The sequence below is a fragment of the Paraburkholderia sabiae genome (genome assembly GCF_030412785.1).
Classification (GTDB): Bacteria; Pseudomonadota; Gammaproteobacteria; order Burkholderiales; family Burkholderiaceae; genus Paraburkholderia; species Paraburkholderia sabiae.
Genome location: NZ_CP125295.1, coordinates 2,086,343 through 2,105,180, shown reverse-complemented (window position 1 = coordinate 2,105,180; position 18,838 = coordinate 2,086,343). Strand labels below are relative to the sequence as shown.

General features: G+C 63.2%; 17 protein-coding genes. 3 read left to right on the top strand and 14 right to left on the bottom strand.

What is annotated here, in order from left to right; genetic code table 11:
• Positions 1 to 30: 30 nt before the first annotated feature.
• From QEN71_RS09405 to QEN71_RS09375, 7 genes are all read right to left on the bottom strand, one after another.
• The gene (locus tag QEN71_RS09405) at positions 31 to 1,362 is read right to left on the bottom strand and encodes an ABC transporter substrate-binding protein (RefSeq protein ID WP_201649313.1); all 1,332 of its coding nucleotides are present in this window, start codon (positions 1,360 to 1,362) and stop codon (positions 31 to 33) included.
• A 113-nt stretch (positions 1,363 to 1,475) separates the two neighbouring features.
• Entirely contained in the window at positions 1,476 to 2,495 is a 1,020-nt protein-coding gene (locus tag QEN71_RS09400) for a LacI family DNA-binding transcriptional regulator (RefSeq protein ID WP_201649314.1), read from the bottom strand.
• 246 nt (positions 2,496 to 2,741) lie between these two features.
• Positions 2,742 to 3,830 (bottom strand): ABC transporter ATP-binding protein, encoded by a 1,089-nt coding sequence (locus QEN71_RS09395; protein WP_201649315.1) that lies wholly within the window; start codon positions 3,828 to 3,830, stop codon positions 2,742 to 2,744.
• Positions 3,831 to 3,852: 22 nt separating this feature from the next.
• Positions 3,853 to 4,722 (bottom strand): ABC transporter permease, encoded by an 870-nt coding sequence (locus QEN71_RS09390; protein ID WP_233471733.1) that lies wholly within the window; start codon positions 4,720 to 4,722, stop codon positions 3,853 to 3,855.
• A complete protein-coding gene (locus tag QEN71_RS09385; RefSeq protein ID WP_201649316.1) occupies positions 4,719 to 5,651 on the bottom strand; it encodes an ABC transporter permease in 933 nt (310 codons plus the stop codon). Before QEN71_RS09385 ends, QEN71_RS09390 begins: the two co-directional genes overlap by 4 nt.
• Positions 5,648 to 6,745 (bottom strand): ABC transporter substrate-binding protein, encoded by a 1,098-nt coding sequence (locus QEN71_RS09380; RefSeq protein WP_201649317.1) that lies wholly within the window; start codon positions 6,743 to 6,745, stop codon positions 5,648 to 5,650. Before QEN71_RS09380 ends, QEN71_RS09385 begins: the two co-directional genes overlap by 4 nt.
• Before the next feature lie 204 nt (positions 6,746 to 6,949).
• Positions 6,950 to 7,648 (bottom strand): hypothetical protein, encoded by a 699-nt coding sequence (locus tag QEN71_RS09375; protein ID WP_201649318.1) that lies wholly within the window; start codon positions 7,646 to 7,648, stop codon positions 6,950 to 6,952.
• Between the two features lie 325 nt (positions 7,649 to 7,973).
• Between QEN71_RS09375 and QEN71_RS09370 the strand changes: the two genes are divergently transcribed.
• From QEN71_RS09370 to QEN71_RS09360, 3 genes are all read left to right on the top strand, one after another.
• Positions 7,974 to 8,819 (top strand): CAP domain-containing protein, encoded by an 846-nt coding sequence (locus tag QEN71_RS09370; protein WP_233471734.1) that lies wholly within the window; start codon positions 7,974 to 7,976, stop codon positions 8,817 to 8,819.
• 89 nt (positions 8,820 to 8,908) lie between these two features.
• Positions 8,909 to 9,970, top strand: coding sequence for a catalase family peroxidase (locus QEN71_RS09365; RefSeq protein ID WP_201649319.1), 1,062 nt, complete (start codon positions 8,909 to 8,911; stop codon positions 9,968 to 9,970).
• Positions 9,967 to 10,500, top strand: coding sequence for a cytochrome b (locus tag QEN71_RS09360; RefSeq protein ID WP_201649320.1), 534 nt, complete (start codon positions 9,967 to 9,969; stop codon positions 10,498 to 10,500). Before QEN71_RS09365 ends, QEN71_RS09360 begins: the two co-directional genes overlap by 4 nt.
• Here the strand turns inward: QEN71_RS09360 and QEN71_RS09355 are convergent.
• From QEN71_RS09355 to QEN71_RS09325, 7 genes are all read right to left on the bottom strand, one after another.
• On the bottom strand, positions 10,476 to 11,033 hold the full coding sequence (locus QEN71_RS09355; protein ID WP_290468242.1) for an acyltransferase: 558 nt from the start codon (positions 11,031 to 11,033) through the stop codon (positions 10,476 to 10,478). The genes QEN71_RS09360 and QEN71_RS09355 overlap by 25 nt on opposite strands.
• Positions 11,034 to 11,222: 189 nt before the next feature.
• Positions 11,223 to 12,578 carry a c-type cytochrome gene (locus tag QEN71_RS09350; protein WP_201649321.1) on the bottom strand — a complete coding sequence of 452 codons (1,356 nt, stop codon included), beginning with the start codon at positions 12,576 to 12,578 and terminating at the stop codon, positions 11,223 to 11,225.
• A gap of 5 nt (positions 12,579 to 12,583) precedes the next feature.
• Positions 12,584 to 13,018, bottom strand: coding sequence for a hypothetical protein (locus QEN71_RS09345; protein WP_201649322.1), 435 nt, complete (start codon positions 13,016 to 13,018; stop codon positions 12,584 to 12,586).
• Complete coding sequence (locus QEN71_RS09340; protein WP_201649323.1) at positions 13,015 to 13,641, bottom strand: cytochrome c oxidase subunit 3; 627 nt, start codon at positions 13,639 to 13,641, stop codon at positions 13,015 to 13,017. Before QEN71_RS09340 ends, QEN71_RS09345 begins: the two co-directional genes overlap by 4 nt.
• A 1-nt stretch (position 13,642) precedes the next feature.
• Positions 13,643 to 15,646 carry a cytochrome c oxidase subunit I gene (gene ctaD, locus QEN71_RS09335; RefSeq protein ID WP_201649324.1) on the bottom strand — a complete coding sequence of 668 codons (2,004 nt, stop codon included), beginning with the start codon at positions 15,644 to 15,646 and terminating at the stop codon, positions 13,643 to 13,645.
• 10 nt (positions 15,647 to 15,656) lie between these two features.
• Positions 15,657 to 16,673 (bottom strand): cytochrome c oxidase subunit II, encoded by a 1,017-nt coding sequence (gene coxB, locus QEN71_RS09330; protein WP_377790592.1) that lies wholly within the window; start codon positions 16,671 to 16,673, stop codon positions 15,657 to 15,659.
• A gap of 232 nt (positions 16,674 to 16,905) precedes the next feature.
• A complete protein-coding gene (locus QEN71_RS09325) occupies positions 16,906 to 18,699 on the bottom strand; it encodes a thiamine pyrophosphate-requiring protein (protein WP_201649326.1) in 1,794 nt (597 codons plus the stop codon).
• Positions 18,700 to 18,838 lie beyond the last annotated feature (139 nt).

Here is an 18,838-nt window from a genome sequence, read left to right as displayed (position 1 = left end):
CCCGTCCGCGCGTTCATGGACCCTGATCTTCTAGTTCTTTCCTTCTGCCTTGAAGACCTTGTTCCAGTCCTTCACCAGCAGATCGAGCGCTTCTTTCGCGGTACCTTTGTCGGCGACCACGTAGTCATGCACGCGCTTTTGCATGTCGAGCAGCAGTTCGGCGTACGCGGGCTCGGCCCAGAAGTCCTTGACGATCGACATCGACTTCAGGAACGCGGGCGCGAACGGCGCGCTTTTCGGAAAATCGGGCGCGTCCACGACCGACTTCGCCGCCGAATAGCCGCCGAGTTGCCACCACTTCTTCTGGACATCCGGCTGCGCAAACCACTTGATATATTCGAGTGCGTCCGCCTTGTGATCCGAGTACGACACGACGGAAATGCCTTGTCCGCCGAGTTGCGTGAACTGCTTCGTTTCCTTCGGATTGACGAAGAAGCCGATCTTGTCGCCGCCGACATTCGGATCCTTGTACAGACCCGGGAAGAAGGCAAACCAGTTCATCTGCATCGCGACCTGCCCCGACTTGAACGCATCGAGTCCTTCCTGCATGTAGGCGTTCGTCATGCCGGGCGCAGTGCAGCATTTGTAAAGCGCCTTATAGAACTCCAGTCCTTTTATCGCACCGGGCGAATTCACGTAGCCGTCGAGGTGATACGGTTTCTTCGGATCCTGATATTCGAAGCCGAAGTTGTAAAGCATGTTGGTCACGCCCATCGTGATCCCTTCCGAACCGCGCTCCGTGAAGATATACACGCCATACACGGTCTTTCCGTCGATCTTGCGGCCCTGGAAGAACTCCGCTGTCTGCTTGAGTTCGTCCATCGTGGTCGGCGGTTCGAGTTCGCGCTTGTACTTCTGCTTGAACTCCGCGCGCAGTTCGGGCCTTGCAAACCAGTCTTTGCGGTAGGTCCACCCGACGGCATCCGCCATCGCGGGCAGCGCCCAGTAGTTCGGCGTGTTCTTCGGCCATTCTGCGTAGCCCACCACGGTTGCAGGCACGAAGTCGTTCATCGATATCTTGTTCTTGTCGAAGAAGTCGTTCAGCTTCACGTAGTGTCCGTTCACAGCCGCCCCGCCGATCCACTGACTGTCGCCGATGATGAGATCGCACAGCTTTCCATGCGAATTCAGTTCGTTGAGGAAGCGATCCGCGTAACTCGTCCACGGCACGAATTCGAACTTCATCGCGATTCCCGTTTTCGCCGTAAAGTCTTTCGACAATTCGACGAGCGCATTGGCGGGATCCCACGCAGCCCAACACAGCGTCAACTGCTTGCCTTGCGCATGCGCCGCCGATCCGAAGCCTATTCCCAGCGACGCCAGGACGGCCGCGATTACCCTTGCTGACGTAAGACGTAACATATGCCTTCTCCTTGTCTCTGTCGGGTCTCCAACCTGATCACAGACAGCGTCCATGCGCCGGACGCTGCATTCGGCTCTGGCGGACCTGGCAGATCGTCCGCGTGTCGCGAGCTTCAGGCATGCGCATTCTCACGAAGATAAATACGGGTTTCGGGCGTCGGGATCGCGGGCACGCCGCGCACGTCGTTCAGAAAATTGAGGGCGGCGAGTCCCGCCAGATGGACGATGCCGCGCACGTCCTGATCGAGGATCACGTCGATCGCCCGCTCCGACAGTTGGGCGCGCGTGTCGGCCGTGCATTCGTGGCCGATCAGTACGACGCGCGCCTTGTCGCCCGATTCCTGCAACGTTGCCGCGATGCCCGAAATACCGCCGCCCGTCACGTAGACGCCGACCAGATCCGGGTGTCCGGCCAATAAGCCCTGCACGGCGAGACCCGCGCTGCCGTCGTCCTCGGCGAAATCGGGCTCGGTCAGCCAGCGCAGGTTGCGAAAATCCTCTTCGAGAACCTGAGCGAAACCGATGCGGCGTTCGAGCTGATCGTGCAGACGCGACGACGCCGACAGCACGGCGACCGTGCCGATGCGGGAGCCGACGAAGCGCCCCATCAGCAGCCCCGCCGTTCGTCCCGCGATGCGGTTATCGACGCCGACATATGCGGCGCGCGCGCTCGACGGCAAATCGGAAAAGACCGTGACGACAGGCACGTTCGCATCGGTCATGTCCTGAATCATCCGTTCGATCCACGGGTAATCGAGCGGCACGAGCACGAGCGCGTCGTAATCGATCAGCTGCTGCGCGAGCGATGTTGCGTCGCGCTGACTGGACAGGTCGCAACGATAGAACGACGAGACGAGACGATGCTCGCGAAAATAACTCGCCGACAGCGCGATGTCGCGCTCGACCTGATCGAGAAAGCGGGAATTGATCTGCGGTAAGACGAACGCGACTCTGAACGACGTGGTCTTCGACGGACGTCCACGGCTCGCGCGCTCGTCGCGCAGTGTCGCGAGCGCGAGATGGACGCGTTCAGCCGTTTCGGGACGAACACCCTGATCATCGCGAAGCACACGATCGACCGTGGCGACACTGACGCCCGCACGACGCGCGATCATCATCCGTGTAGCCGGCATGGGTCTCCTCCGGTGCCAGGCGAAGAGTCGTTTTGTTAACTCAAGATAGTTTTCCGCACGTGGAATGCAAGCTTTTTTATCGCTTTAAATGCATCATCTTTGAGAGCAGTGCGTCATACGCTTTCTCTGTATGCGCTTACTGACGCGACTGGATTCGAGTCGCAGGAGTTGCGGATGTGGGTTTTGCTTTATTAGCAATCCGATCCAATAGAAAATGTATGGAACGGCTAAGAATAAACAACCGCCTCAATGCACGGCAGTCCGTGCAGCAATGAGCTTGCACGCATGCGCCGGCAATTCCGCCATGACAGGCATGCCCAGTTCGAGTCCGGGCGTCTCGCGCGGCGTAGTTGCAGCTGTGAGCGTGAACCCGGCGCAATCGATGGTCGCTTCCAGCGACGCGCCCACATCGCGAATGAACGTCACGGTTCCCGGCAGACAGTTCGCACGCGGCGTCTGCGGGACGGCGTCGTTGGCCGTACGGACGTGCACGTCTTCCGGACGGATCAGCAGACGGAGATCGCCACGCGCATCGAGACCCCGCGCCGGACTCGCGACGGTAATCTGCGTGCCGCCGGGCAGACTCGCACCGCCTCGCCCGTCGAAGGTCACGGGAAGGATGTTGCCCAGACCGATGAAATCCGCCACGAACTCGCTGACGGGATCGCGGTAGATATCGAGCGGCTTGCCGACCTGCGCAATACGCCCTTTTTCCATCACGACGATCAGGTCGGCCATCGTCATCGCTTCGCGCTGATCATGCGTGACCATGATCGTCGTGATGCCCAGCCGCTGCTGCAGCAAACGAATCTCGACCTGCATCGCTTCGCGCAGCTTCGCATCGAGGGCGGAGAGCGGCTCGTCGAGCAACAGCAGTTTCGGCGACGACGCGATCGCGCGCGCAATGGCAACCCGCTGCCGCTGACCGCCGGACAACTGTGTGACGGGGCGTGCCGCCATATGCGGCAACTGGATCAGATCGAGCAGTTCGGCGACGCGTCGCGTCTGTTCCGTCTTCCCCGTCTTGCGCAGCTTCAGCGGATACGCAATGTTCTCCGCGACCGTCATATGCGGGAACAGCGCGAGCGACTGAAACACCATGCCGAAGTCCCGCTGGTTCGCGGGCACGCGTGTGATGTCGTTTCCGGCGAACGTGATGCTGCCCGCGCTCGGCATTTCCAGCCCGGCGATCATCCGCAACAACGTCGTCTTGCCGCAGCCCGAAGGACCGAGAAAGCACACGAGCTTGCCGTCGGGGACGGTCAGGTCGACGCTGTCGACTGCACGTGCTGCGCCGAATTGTTTCGTGACGGCTTGCAAAGTCAGATGAGTCATGGCGAGTCCAGGTGAGCGGACATCAGAGCGCGACGCCGTTGTCGCCGATCAGCTTTTCCAGCAGCCAGATCAGCGCGAAGTCGATCGCGACGATGAACACGGCAAACGAAAACACAGTCGGATCGAGCGACGAAACCGTGCGGCTATACAGCCATACGGGCAACGTCATCGTGTCGATGTTGTAGAGAAAGAACGTGACCGTGAATTCGTTGAACGAGATGATGAACGCGAACAGCATGCCGGCGAGAATGCCCGGGCGCATCAACGGCAACACCACGTCGATCATCGCGCGTTGCGGGCTTGCGCCCATCACGCAGGCGGCTTCCTCGAACTCGGGGCCGATCGACGCGACGGACGCCGCGCAGTTCTTCACCGTGAACGGCAGCGCAAGAATCACATGCGCGATGATCAGCCGGAACATGCCGAGTTCGACGGGCAGCACGTTGAATACGAGCAGCAGGGAAAGCCCCAGCATCACGAGCGGATAAACGAGCGGCAGCGCGACCAACTGCTCGACGGCAGGCTTGCCTCGAAAGCGATAGCGGCTCAATGCATACGTAGCGGGCACGGACACGAGCGTCGCAATGATCATCGTCGATGCCGCGACGATGAGACTCGTGGCCAGCGCCGTGCCCATCGAGAGCGCGCTGTTGGCATCCGGCGAAACAAAGGTGTGCCAGGCCGCCCGATACCACTGCAGGCTGTACGCATGCGGCGGAAATTCGAGCGTATCCGATGCGCTGAACGACATTGCGATCATCGTGAGAATCGGCAACGCTGCGAGAAACAGCACCACCGCGGCGAGCAATGTCGTGACCTTGCCGAGACGTCCGGGCAAAGTCGACGGCAGGCGCATCGGCAACATCGAGACGGATCCGCCTTGCGTACTCATGAGTCTGCATCCTCCAGACGTTGTGTGCGGCGCACCAGCCGTTGCGAGAGCGCCATCACCGACAGCGTCGCGACCATCAGCACGACGCCCGATGCCGACGCGGCAGGCCAGTTCAACAGCGGCGCAACCTGGTCGTGCACCAGCACCGCGAGCATCGGCACGCGGCGTCCACCCAGCAGCAGCGGTACGGCGAACGCGCTCGCGTTGTACGCGAACACCAGCAGCGCACCCGACACCACACCGGGCAGCGCGAGCGGCAGCATCACATCGCGCATCGTTTGCCAGCGCGTCGCGCCGAGCGTCGCGGCGGCTTCCTCATACGAAATCGACACCGCGCGCATGGCGCTGGACATCGGCAGCACGGCGAGCGGGAACGCGGTCTGGATCAGACCGAGCAGCACGCCATGCTCGCGATACAGCCACATCACCGGCCGGCTGACGAGACCGCTGCCGAGCAACGCGTGATTGAGCAGCCCCGCCGGTCCGAGAATTACGAGCCAGCCGTAGCCTTGCAACAGCAGATTGACGAGCAGCGGCAGCAGCACACCTGCGAGCAGCAGGCGGCGCATGAGCCGCGATTCCGTACGCGCCATGGCGAGCGCGACGGGAATCGCCAGCAGCACGGCGCAGATCATGCTCTGGAACGCGAGCCGCAATGTGAGCCAGAGCGACTTCAGGAAATAGCCGTCGGCGAGTTCGACGTAGTTTTGCAGCGTGAACGCATGCCACTCGTTTCCCTGCACGCCGAAGCTCATGCGCAGCACGACGAGCGCAGCCGCCGCGAGCACCGCCAGAAACACGAGGATCGGTGCGAGCAGCAGCCACGGATGCGCGCGCCGCAACGACGCATCGGGCGACGCGTCGACGGGCTGTGCGGCCGGCGCGGGTGCATTCCCGCGCCGCGAGAAGAGCGCGGGCATTCCGCTCATGCCGAGAAAATCTCGGTGTAGCGCTTGATCCACGCGGGCTGCACGGCGGCGAGCGCCTTGTCGTCGTGCAGCACGGCCTTCTCCGCGATCTGCTGCGGACTCGGCACGAACGCGCGGCTTTCGGCCGGAATCGCCGCTTTCGAATTGACGGGACCGTTCAGCACGTCGGCTGCCATCTGCCCTTGCACGCCGGCATCGAGCGAATGATTGATGAACGCGTGAATCAGATCGCTGTCCGCCACATGCGCTTTCGGAATCACCGTGAACATGAGTTGCGTGGCGAAGCCCTCTTTCATGCCATACGTCACGCCCATCTTGTAGTCGGGCTTGCGAATCTGGGTGGGGAAAAACGCCGGCGAATAAATGCCGCCGAGATCGAGCGAACCGGTACGGAACAGATCGGCGACCTGGTTCGGGTTTTCGCCGAGCGTCATGACGTGCTCTTTCAGTTGCGCGAGTTTCTTGAAGCCGGGATCGATGTTCTGCTGCGAACCGCCCGCGAGCTTCGCCGCGATGATCGCGAGGTCAACGGCTTCCGCCCATTCCGGCGGCGGCAGAAAGATGCGGCCGGCGTACTTCGGATCCCACAGCGCTTCATAGGTCGTGGGCGGCGTTTTCACGGTGGACGTGTTGTAGATCAGGCCGTCCGACCACAGCAGATAGCCGACGCCGAAGCCGTTCGCGCCCGTGCGGTATGGTGGCGCGACTTCCTTGAGATTGGGGAGCTTGTCGAGATCCGGCTTCATCAGAAGACCCGCGTCGCCGAGACCTGCCGCGCCGACACCTGCGAGCGTGATCACGTCGTACGTCGGACGATCGCCCGATGCCTTGAGCTTCGCGACCATGCCCGACGTGCCGTCCGCGCGATCCGCGATCACCTTGGCGCCCGTCTTCGCGGTGAACGTCTGGGCGATGTTGCGCAACGCGGCTGTTCCCGTATCGTCGGACCAGGTCAGAAGACGCAGCGTCTTGCCCGCGAAATTCTGCGACTGCTGTGCGCGGACGTTGATGAACGGCATCGGCAACGCAGACGCCGCGAGCGCCGCGCCAAGCGTCTTGATGGCCTGCCTTCTACCCCGTTTGATCTCTTGCATGCCCGTCTCCTGATGAACACAATCCGGTTTGCGCTGGCTGCCTCACGTCGACACGGCGGCGTGGCGTGAGGGGTGCGCGCAAACTGAATGTAGGTTCGTCAAAATCGGCCAACAAGCGAAATCTGCGCATGCGTTCTATGACTAAACGTCATGCGGGTCGGGAAAACGCGGAGTCCGGGATGACAGTCGATCGGACCACCCGCTTCACGCCTGCACGTCGATCAACGCGCCGAGCGGCCGCCACTTGATGCTCTTCGTCTCTTTCGACAACCCGTCGAGCACCGCGGCAAGCGACACGCTCGCTCCCGCATCCTGAGCGAGCGTTGCTACGTGATTCTGTAATGCCTGATTTAACTGGGCGATGGCCGATGTCATCGGATCGCTGTCGTCGGTTGAAGGAGCGGTGTTGGACTTATCGACGGAATCGGCGAATCCCCAGTCCCATTCGTCCGGTTCGGCAACGTGCTGCGTGAACTGACCGGCGATGTCGGCCAGATCGGCGATCTGCGCACTGAGATCGCGATAGCCGCTGTCGTTCGAGGTCGAATTCTGCGCACTCGTCGCGCCGGACAGCGCGCTCTCGTCGCCCTCGGGCGCAGGGCCGTTCGCCGACGCAATCGCCTGATGCAACTTGAGCGCCTGATACAGCGCCGCGATCAGCGATGTGCTCGACGCGCTCACGCGCTTGTGAAACAGCGCGCCTTCGTGCGTGCCGTCGCTGATCGCGAGGCCCGTCGACGCATCGATGCCGAGCTGGGTCAGCGTGCGCTTGAGCGCCACCATGAGTTCGTGATTGCCGCGCTCTGCGGCACTCGCCGCCTGCGAGCTTCCGTTCGATGAAGGCGGTTCAGGCGACGGCGATGAAGTGAGCGACAGGGACGTATTGATTGGATCGGGCGACATAGGCGGATGCTTCCTTCGTTCGGCGCTTCGATAAACGGTCGAAAGTGATTGCACAGTCGTGCGGTGCAGTCGGGTTATCGGGCCGCGGAATCGAGACTTGATGTTTTGTAATTGCGTGAAAGGCGAGCAGGCCTTCATGTAACATCGGCGAGATACCGAACCTCAATCCTCTTTTTCTTCTGTGTCCCTGCGCCTCCCAGCCCTCGCCGCATGCATTCTCGCGATCGCCGTCCTGAGCGGTTGTGCACACAAGGCCGCCACGATCGGCCAGTCGAATGAGCCCTATTACGGTCCGCTCGTCCGCTTGCGGCACGCGCCAGGACCTTTGCACACGATTCCGACCGGTCACGCAACGGCGCTCGACTATGTGAACGCGCGTCGCAAGGAAGCCGGTTTGCCGTTGATCGCCGTCGACGGCAAGCTGGCGGCCGCCGCAGCCGATCACGCGAAGTATCTCGATCTCAATCGCGTCGCGACGCATGACGAAGTGCCGGGCAAGCCGGGCTTCACGGGCAGCGGCATCGAGACGCGCGTGCGGCGTCATACATCGGCGGAAGGCGTCAGCGAGATTCTGGCGGTGTCGGGCGAACCTCGCCCTGTGGTGGCGTCGATCGAAGCGATTTTCGCGTCGCCCTATCATCGCGGCGCGATTCTGTTCGACTGGGCGCGTGCGGGGGAAGCATCGATTGTCGGATCACACGCGGTGACCGTCGTCGATTTCGCGGACATCGCGCCCGCGCTTGCCGATACGGAGTTAGTGGCCTGGCCATACGACGGCCAGCATCAGGTGCCCACGGCGTGGGTGAACAACGAACAGCCCGATCCGATGGGCGCCGGTTCGCGTTATCGCGGTCAGGTGCTCGGTTTTCCGCTCACGCTGTCGGGCGGACCGAATGCACATATCGAACTGGAGAGTGTCGATCTGCGCGATCAGCGGGGCAAGAAAGTCGCTTGCAGGATCGCGCCGCTCACGCCTGCCGATGCCGCGCGCAACACCGCCGTCTGTACGCCCTATGAACCGCTGCGCGCGGCCACGCGCTACACCGTGCATGCACTCGGCACGCTGTCGCAACTGGGCAAGGTCATGCCCGTCGATCTTGCGTGGTCATTCACGACGCGCGACGACGAGCGCATTGCGCCGCCCGTCGTCGCGAAATCCGAAGGTGAGTAGCCGTCTGGCTGGGCGGACGCGTCCCTTCCCGGCACGATTTTTCTGACGCTGCTAGATTCCGGCCAGCAGAACTCTGAAACGAGACTCTTATGGCCGACAGACCTGGTTCTCAACCGTCCGCAGTCCGCTCGCTGATCCTGATCGCGATCATCGTCGGTGTCGTGGCGATCGCGTTCGTCTACACGGCAGGCTGGCTGACGCCGTCGCGGCTGACGCCCGCCAAAGTCGTCAATGCACTGGCGCCGCCCGGCGGCCCCGCGCTGGGATTCCGGCGCAATCATGCAAAAGGCATCTGCTTCACGGGCACCTTCGAATCGAGCGGTGCGGCTGCCGCGCTGTCGAAAGCGCCGATGTTCGCGCAAGGTTCGTCTCGCGTGACGGGACGCTTCAATCTCGCCACGCCCGATCCGAAAGCGACCGATCCGTCGGTGCGCGTGCGTGGCCTGAGCCTGCGCGTCGTCGCGCCTGACGGCACCGAGTGGCGTTCGGCGATGATCGACGCGCCCTTCTTCCCCGTCGCGACTCCGCAGGCCTTTTATGCGCTGCTCGAAGCGTCGGCGCAAAAGGACGACCCGGACGCGATGAAGAAATTCATCGCCGCGCATCCCGAGTTCGCCGCGTTCGGCGCATGGGCGACTACCGCGCCGTGGACGGCCTCGTACGCGCAGGATCAGTACAACAGCCTCAACAGCTTCATCTTCACGAATGCGCAAGGCCAGGACCAGGCCGTGCGCTGGTCGTTCGTGCCCGCTGCGAAGCCCGAACCCGTCTCCGCCGACGAACTCAAACAGCGTCCCGCCGATTTCCTCGAAACCGACATCACGAAGCGCGTACAGAGCGCGCCGCAGCGCTGGACGATGGTCGTCACCGTCGCCAACCCTGGCGACCCGACAGCCGATCCGAGCAAAGCCTGGCCCGACGATCGCCGCAAGGTGGAAGCGGGCACGCTGGTCGTGAGCGCGATCGAGCCGGAACCCGACGGCCCGTGCCGCGACCTCAATTTCGATCCGACCGTGCTGCCGGCAGGCATCCACGTTTCCGACGATCCGTTCCCCGCTGCGCGCTCGGCCGCGTATTCGGTGTCGTTCAACCGCCGCACGGCCGAGGACAAAGACTATCCGCACACGCCTGCCGAAGGAGCGAAGCAATGATCCCGAACCGCGACCGCTTTACGCCGCTGCAGCGCGCATTGCACTGGATCATGGCGATATGCATTCTGTCGATGCTCTTCATTGGCGCCGGCATGGTGTCGACCATCCGTCCCGACTATCTGACGCTGGTATCGATCCACAAGCCGCTCGGCATCACGATACTCGTGCTCGCGCTAATCAGACTTGTGGTGAGGCTCGTACGCGGCGCACCGTCGCTGCCCGCCGACATGCCCGCGCCGATGAAGCTCGCGGCCTATCTGTCGCACCTCGCGTTCTATGCGCTGATGATCGCGCTGCCGCTGATCGGCTGGGGCATGCTGTCGGCGGCGAGATATCCCGTCGTGGTCGCGGGCATGCAATTGCCGTGGATCCTGCCGCATAGCAACGCGTTGCACTCGCTGCTCTGGAACGCGCACCGCTTTCTCGCGCTGTGCTTCTTTGCGTTGATCCTCGTGCATCTGGCCGCCGCGCTCTTTCACGCGCTCGTCAGACGCGACGGCGTCTTTCACGCCATGGCGCCCTGGCGCTGAGGCGTCGACACGATGTCCTTGATCTTGCGCGCGGGTACGCCGCCTACGAGCGTATAGGCGGGCACGTCCTTCACGACGACGGCGCCCGCGGCGACCACGGCGGCTTCGTGGATCGTCACGCCAGGCAGGATCGTCGCGCCCGCGCCGATCCACACCTTGTTGCCGACGCGAATCTCCTGATGGTCGATGCCCCGGCCGAGATCGGGTTCATAGACGATGCCGTGCGTCGCCGTTTCGAACGACACGCGCGGTCCGATCTGCACGTCGTCGCCGATCGAGATGCGGCTGTTGCGGCACGCGAGCCGCGTGCCCGCGTTCAGATACGCGTTATCGCCGATCGTGATGCCGCGGATCGTTTCCTCGTTCAGGCTCAGTTCGAGGTTCAGCGGCCCGATGATCGTCACGCCCGAGCCGACCGTCATGCCCGCCTTGCGGAACATCGACGCGCGTATGCGGTTGAACGGGCCGTACATCGGCAGCGTGTTGCCGAGGGTGATGAAAAGATGTCGTTTGAGTGCCGTCAATAGCTTCATTGTCCGCGTATCGGGAGACCGTTTGCGGTGCTCGCTACGCTATCGCCCGATCCGTCTATAAAGCGCCGATTCTAACGGCGTGAGACTTTCGTATGGTGATTGAGGCACCAATGTGGCGCGTTGTGCGGAAGTTTTGTCGCACATCCCGGCGCGCGTTGTACATGCATTCGCGTCGCTCATTTGCCTGGCTCATTTGCCGAGACTCTTTCGCACGCCCTCGACTTCCCTGCCCGTCACAGGCGATGCCTGATTGCCCCACGTATTGCGCACGAAGGTCAATACGCGCGCCATTTCCGTGTCCGTCAGCTTGCCCGCGAACGAAGGCATTTTCTTGGCCTCGATGCCCGTCTGCGTATGCGGCGCCTCGCCGCCTTCGATCATCAGCCGCACGAGCGAATCCACCTTCGCGCCGAGCACGGCGGGATTGCCCGCCAGTCGCGGATACTTGAGCGCTTCGCCCATGCCGTCCGCCTTGTGACAGCGCGCGCAAAAGCTCTGATAGATGCCCGCGCCCGGCAGTTCGACATCGCCCGTATTCATCGCGCGCACGGTCTGCACTGCGGCATGCGAGCGGTCGTCGAAATGTCCGTACGGCTCGCGCGCGGGCAAGCTCTTCAGATAATGCGCGATCGCATGCAGGTCATCGTCGCTCAGATACTGCGTGCTGTCTTCGACCACCTGAACCATGCTGCCGAACGTCACGAGTCCAGCGCCGTGTCCGCTTCTCAGGAACGAAGCGATTTCATCTTCCGATACGCGGCCGAGGCCCGAACCCTTGTCGCCCGTCAGGTTCGGCGCGAACCAGTGATCGTTCGTGCCGCCTGTCAGATAGCGTCCCGAGTGCTCGTCGTAGCCGCGCTCCTCATATGCCGGTCCGCGCGGCGTATGGCATGCGCCGCAGTGCCCGAGCGATTGCACCAGATACGCGCCACGGTTCCATTGCGGACTGCGCTTCGATTGCGGCACGAATACGTCGTCGGGTGCGAATGCGAAGCTCCAGAACATCAGCGCCCAGCGCTGGTTGAACGGAAACGGCAGTTTGGTGCGCGGCGCGGGCGTCGAGACGGGCGCGACGCCGCGCATGAAATACGCGTACAGCGCGTGCATGTCGTCATCGTTGATCTTCGCGAACGACGGATACGGCATCGCGGGATACAGCCGCCGGTCGTCGGGCGCCACGCCATCGCGCACAGCGCGCTCGAAATCCTCGTAGCTGTAGCGCCCGATTCCCGCCACAGGGTCCGGCGTGATGTTCGAAGAATAGATGGTGCCGAACGGCGAACCCATTGGCAGTCCGCCCGCGAACGGCGCGGATTTGTGCAGCGGCTCCTTGCCGGATGGACCGCCCGGCGGTGCCGTGTGACAGCCTGCGCAGTCGGCGGCTTTGGCGAGGTATTCGCCCTTCTCGATCAGTTTCGCGTCGGGCGTGCCGACAGGCGGCGGCTGCATTTGCGCGTGCGCACGATGCAGCATCGCGCCGCTCGCAACGAGCATCGCGCACGCGATGGCCGCAACGCCGATGAGGGAGAGTGTGCGCGTCTTCATCGTCGTCACCAGCGTCCGCAAGGCGACACGACGAGCACGGCAAGGTCCGTCGACACCAGTCCGAACATGAACATCGCGCTCGACAGCATGCTCACTCGCGCGAGGAACCATTCGAGTTCCGTGACTCTGCGGGCCCGCTCGCCGAGCGCCTGCGCGCGTCGCGAGCGCGTGAAGATCATCGTTCGCCATGCGACCACGACGCCCACCACGCCGAGCACGAAGCACGCGACGCTCAGCGCCATCATTGCCGGAATTACCCACGGCGGCGGCGCGGCGGGATGGCGCACATCGGACAGCGAACACGCCTGCGCCGTGAGCACTTCGCCGATCAACATCTGCGCGAACCAGGCAAGCGGCGTCGCGAGCGTGGCGACCAGCAAGCGCCACGAATGGAAGCGTGCGAGGTCTGCGTTCAGCGTGTGCGTCGAATGATCGCTCATGTACGCGCCCTCAACACATACGGCGACAGATAGATCGTCGTGAAGATGAAGAGCCACACGAGATCGACGAAGTGCCAGTACAGCCCGCCGATCGTCAGCGCGAGGCAGCGTTTGTCGTCGAAGAAACCGAGCGCCGTCCACAGCAGCAGCAACGACAGCACCACCAGCCCGACGGCCACGTGCGCGAGGTGAAAGCCCGTAATCGTGAAGTACAGCGAGCCGTACAGATGCGCGGTCAAACCATACGGATGATTGCCCCACTCCTTCAGCTGAATGCCGACGAAGATCACGCCGAGCGTGAGCGCCACGCTCATCGACGCCACCGCCCAATGCAGCCGCCGCCGCTTCACGAAGCGCTCGCATAGCCACACGAACACGCTGCTCGACAGCAGGATCGCCGTGTTCGCGAGTCCGAGCCCGAGCTTCGGCAGACCTTCGGGCGGCCACATGCTTCCGCTTTGCGACGCGAGATACAGATACGAAAAGATCAGATAGCCGAACAGCGAGCCTTCCGTGACGATCAGCGCGAGACATCCGAACCAGCCGCCCGAGCGCTCGCCCGCGCTGCCGACGGGCAACCGCACGGGGCTGTCGTAGGTGTTGTCGTGCAAGGTCTCGCTCATGTCAGTTCCCCGCGTCCTGCACGCGCTGCGGCTCGCGCTGGATCAGGCTGCGTTCCGGCCACAGCCACACGACGAGCGACGCTGCGCAGCCGATCAGCATCGCCGCCGCGAACCACCACGCGAGCAAGGCAAGCGCCGCGAAGAAGAGCGTCGCGAACACGCTCAACACGAACGGCGTGTACGAATCTTCCGGCATCTTGAGGATCACATCGGGCCGCGCTTCGAGCGCCGTCGTGCCGAGCGCCTCGCGTCCCTGATCGAGAATGAAGCCTTCTTTCAGCGACGAACGCATGCCGTCCTCGTCCTCCTCTTCCATGCGTCCTTCCCACAACGGATGACGGCTCGCCACCGTCGGCGCGACGGCAAAGTTGTACGGTGGCGGCGGCGATGTCGTCGACCATTCGAGCGTCCCCGCATCCCACGGGTTGTCGCCCGCTGGCGCGCCGCGCCGCAAGCTATAGAGCAGGTCGCACAGAAAGATCAGGATGCCGAGCGCGAGCACGAACGAACCCACCGACGTCACGAGATTCACCGTGCTCCAGCCCATTTCCGGCGCATACGTGTAGATGCGGCGCGGCATGCCGAGCAGCCCCGCGATGTGCATCGGAAAGAACGCGACGTTGAAGCCGATGAACATGACCCAGAACGCGAGCTTGCCGATGCGCTCGCTCATCATGCGGCCCGTGAACTTCGGAAACCAGAAGTACACGCCGCCGATCACCGGAAACACGTTGATGCCCAGCAGCACGTAATGCAGATGCGCGACGACGAAATACGTGTCGGTGAGTTGCCAGTCGAACGGCACGGCGGCCGTCATCACGCCCGACACGCCGCCGATCACGAACAGCAGTACGAAGCCCGCGAAGTAATAGAACGGCACGCGAAACACGGGACGTCCCGTCCAGATCGTCGCGATCCACGCGAAGGTGGCGATTGCGCTCGGCACCGCGATCGCCATGCTCGCCGCGCCGAACAGCGACAGCGCGAGCGCGGGAATGCCCGTCGCGAACATATGGTGGATCCACACGACGAAGCCGATCAGCATCGTCGCGATCGTCGATAACGCTACGGGCCCGTAACCGACCAGGGGACGGCGGCAAAACACGGGCAACGCATCGGAGACGATGCCCATCGCCGGTAGCACGACCACATACACCCACGGATGCGCGAAAACCCAGAACAGGTGCTGCCACAGCAGCGCGCGTCCGCCGTTCAACACGTCGAAGAAATGCGTCCCGATGCGCCGGTCCATCCACAGCATCAGAAACGCGAGGCTCACGGACGGCACCGCGACGAGGTTGCCGCACGACGCCGTCATCGTGCCCCACACCAGCACAGGAATACGATCGAGCGACATGCCCGACGCACGCATGCGCAGCAGCGTGACGACGAAATTCACCGCACCGACTGTCGTCGAAATGCCGAGCAGCACCATGCCGAGCGCGTACACGTCGATATTCGGTCCGGTGTTGTATTCGAGTCCCGACAGCGGCACGTAGTTGAACCAGCCCGCATCCGGCGCCTGACCGAGCGGAAAGCTCGCATAGAGAAAGATCGCGGCGAACAGGAAGATCCAGTACGAGAACGCGTTGAGGCGCGGAAACGCCATGTCGCGTGCGCCGAGTATCAGCGGCCACAGGTAGTTCGAGAAACCCGACAGCACGGGCAGCGCGTACAGAAAGATCATCGTCACGCCGTGCATCGTGAAGAGCTGGTTGTATTGCTCCGGCGTGAGCACGGTGCCGTTCGGTTGCGCGAGCTGCACGCGCATGATCAGCGCCTCGACGCCGCCCAGAATCAGGAAGATGAACGCGGTGACGAGATAACGGATGCCGATGCGCTTGTGATCGACGGTCGAGAGCCAGCCGCGCCAGCCCGGCGGCGTTTCCCACAGTTCGCGCAGGTGCGCTTCGGCGGCGCTGCCGCGCGCAACCACGCCGCGCGGCATGAGGCGCTCGAGCGGCTGCCGCGTGGTGGTCGAAGAAGAGGACGTCGTGTCGGCCATACGTGTCCTGTCAATGCAAGGTCGCGAGATACGCGGACAACGCGCTTGCCTCGCTCGATGTCAGCACGATGCTGGGCATCAGCGAATCCGGCTTGATCCGCTGCGCGTGGCGAATCCAGTCGAGCTGATGCTCGGGCGTGTTGGTCAACGCGCCGGCTGCGATCAGTCCGCGCGAATTCAGATGCGTGAGATCGGGGGCCTGTGCGCCGTTCGCGTCGGTGCCACGTACTGCATGACAACCGGCGCAGCGCGCGTGAAAAAGCTGCTCGCCGTGCGCCGCAAGCGCATCGGCGGCGACGCGCGTGGCCGGTTGCGCTTGCGCGCGGCGCCATGCGTCGAAACCCGCGCGGTCTTGCGCGACGACTTCGAACGCCATGTGCGCGTGCTGCGCGCCGCAAAACTGCGAGCATTGCCCGCGATACACGCCGGGCGCGTCGGCCTGAATCCATTGTTCGTTGGTCTGGCCGGGAATCGTCTGCGTCTTGCCTGCGAGTTGCGGCACCCAGAACGCGTGAATTACGTCTGCACTCTGCAACACGATCTTCACTGGCTCGCCCACGGGAATGTGAATCTCATTCGCAGTCACGAACGCGGGCGCATCGCCCGCCGCGCCGTATTCGACTTTCCACCACCAGTCGTAGGCCGTCACGGTGAGCGTTAGCGCGGGGTCGCGTGACGGCGCGGCGACGGAATCGAGCGTGACGAGCGTATAGGCGAGCGCCGCGATCAAAGCGACCGACGAAATGCCCGTGCCCGCATAAATCCAGCGCAGCGCGGTAGTTTCGCCTTGCGCAAGGCGCGCGTCCGCTGGCACGCGACGGCGGCGCGCAATCGCGATCACCAGCAACAGCGCGATGATCACAACCACCGACATCGACAGCGCGGTGAGCGCCCAGCCGAGATGCATCGACGGCTCGGCGGCCGGGCCGCCTGCGTGAAGAAAGTAATCGAGGGGCGCGCCGAACGCTTCGCGATGCGCAGCCATCAGCCCGGCCGCCAACGCGATAGAAACGGCGGAATCGGCCATCGAGCCTACGGCTCTACTTGCTACGCCACCGCGATCCGCGCTTTCCGGCCTCCCATGCATCCGCTTGCACTCCCCCAGTTCGATGCCCGCTTATCGCCACACGCGACGCGCCCGCCATGCTCCCAGCAAGAAACGGGCACGGTCGGGACGAACGCTTCGTGTCACGTGATCGACAGGCTCTCGTACGATTTACATCACAACATGCGCCATTTACATGGCATCACACGATGCTTTAATCCTTGCCGCCAGGAATCACGGAACCGAGCACCTGTCGCGCCGTATTCGCGATCACGCTGCCCTCCTTCGGATCGCCTTCCATCAACGTTCGGGCGAACGCGCGCGCCTGCGCGAGCGTCACATGCGGCGGCAGCGGCGGCACTTCCGGATCGGATTTCACTTCGAGCACGACGGGACGCTTTGCCGCCAACGCCGTTTCCCACGCATCGGCAAGCTGTTCGGCATCGTCGACATAAATACCCGTCAGTCCGAGCATTTCGGCGAAACGGTGATACGGCACGTTCGGCACCTTCTGCGATGCGTCGAACTTCGGATCGCCTTCCATCACGCGCTGTTCCCACGTCACCTGGTTCAGGTCTTCGTTGTTGAGCACCATGCAGATCCAGCGCGGATCAGCCCATTGTTTCCAGTACTTCGAGACGGTAATCAGCTCGGCCATGTTGTTCATCTGCATCGCGCCGTCGCCGACCATCGCGATCACGGGACGGCCAGGATGCGCGAACTTCGCGGCGATCGCATACGGGACGGCGGCACCCATCGATGCCAGTCCGCCCGACAGCGACGCCATCATGCCGCGCCGGATTTTCAGGTCGCGCGCAAACCAGTTCGCGCACGAGCCGGAATCGCTCGTGAGGATTACGTTGTCGGGCAAACGCGGCGACAGTTCGGTGAATGCGCGCTGCGGATTCACGCCATTGGTCGAGGGCTGATGCGCGCGCTCGTCGAGCGTTTCCCACCAGCGCGAAGTCCAGCGTTCGATCCGCGAGCGCCACGTTTGACTTTCCTTCTCATGCAGCAGCGGCAGCAGCGCGCGCAAGGTCGCCGCGCTATCGCCGACGAGATTCACTTCCATCGGATAACGCAGACTCAGCATGTCGGCCTTGATGTCGATCTGCACGCCGCGTGCGTCGCCTTCTTTCGGCAAGAACTCCGAATAGGGGAAGCCCGAGCCGATCATCAGCAGCGTGTCGCACGACGTCATCAATTCGTAACTCGGCTTCGTGCCGAGCAGACCGATCGAGCCCGTTACCCACGGCAGATCGTCGGGCAACACAGCCTTGCCGAGCAGCGCTTTCGCCACGCCCGCGCCGAGGCGGTTCGCTACGGCGATCACTTCGTCCGTCGCGTTCAATGCGCCTGCGCCAACGAGAATCGCGACCTTGTGTCCGGCGTTGAGCACGTCGGCGGCGCGTTGCAGATCGTCCTGTGCGGGCACGACGACCGGCCGCGAATAGCCGACGCCCGAATGCGCGGTGCCATGCTTGCGCGACGGCGGTTCGTATTCGAGGTCTTGCAGATCGTTCGGCAGGATCAGCGCCGTTACGCGCCGCTCGGACAGTGCAATGCGTATCGCGCGATCGACGAGATGGCGTACCTGCGCGGGCACGCTCGCCTGCTGCGCAAACGCGCCCGCGACGTCCTTGAACATCGCGGCGAGATCGAGTTCCTGCTGATAATGCGCGCCGAGCGCCGCGCGCGCCTGCTGGCCGACGATCGCCAGCACGGGCATGTGATCCATTCTCGCGTCGTATAGCCCCGTGATCAGATGCGACGCGCCCGGCCCTGAGGTCGCGATGCACACGCCGAGTTCGCCCGTGAACTTCGCGTGCGCGCTCGCCATGAACGCCGCCATTTCCTCATGCCGCGCCTGCACGAATTCGATCTTGCCTTCCGCGCGCTGCAGCGCGCCGAACACGCCGTTGATGCCGTCGCCGGGATAGCCGTACATCCGTTTGACGCCCCAGTGATGCAGCCTGTCGACGATGAAGTCGCCCACTGTCTTTGCCATGAGTAGCCCCTTTGCTTGAGAAGTCGTGCAATGCGGTCGGTCGTTGGCAAAGGGTTCAGCAAGCGTCGCGCCGCGGCCTTACGGCCGAAAGTTAAGGACGAATGCAATGTGTGAGCGTGCTCGCGCTTGTTGCTCGAAC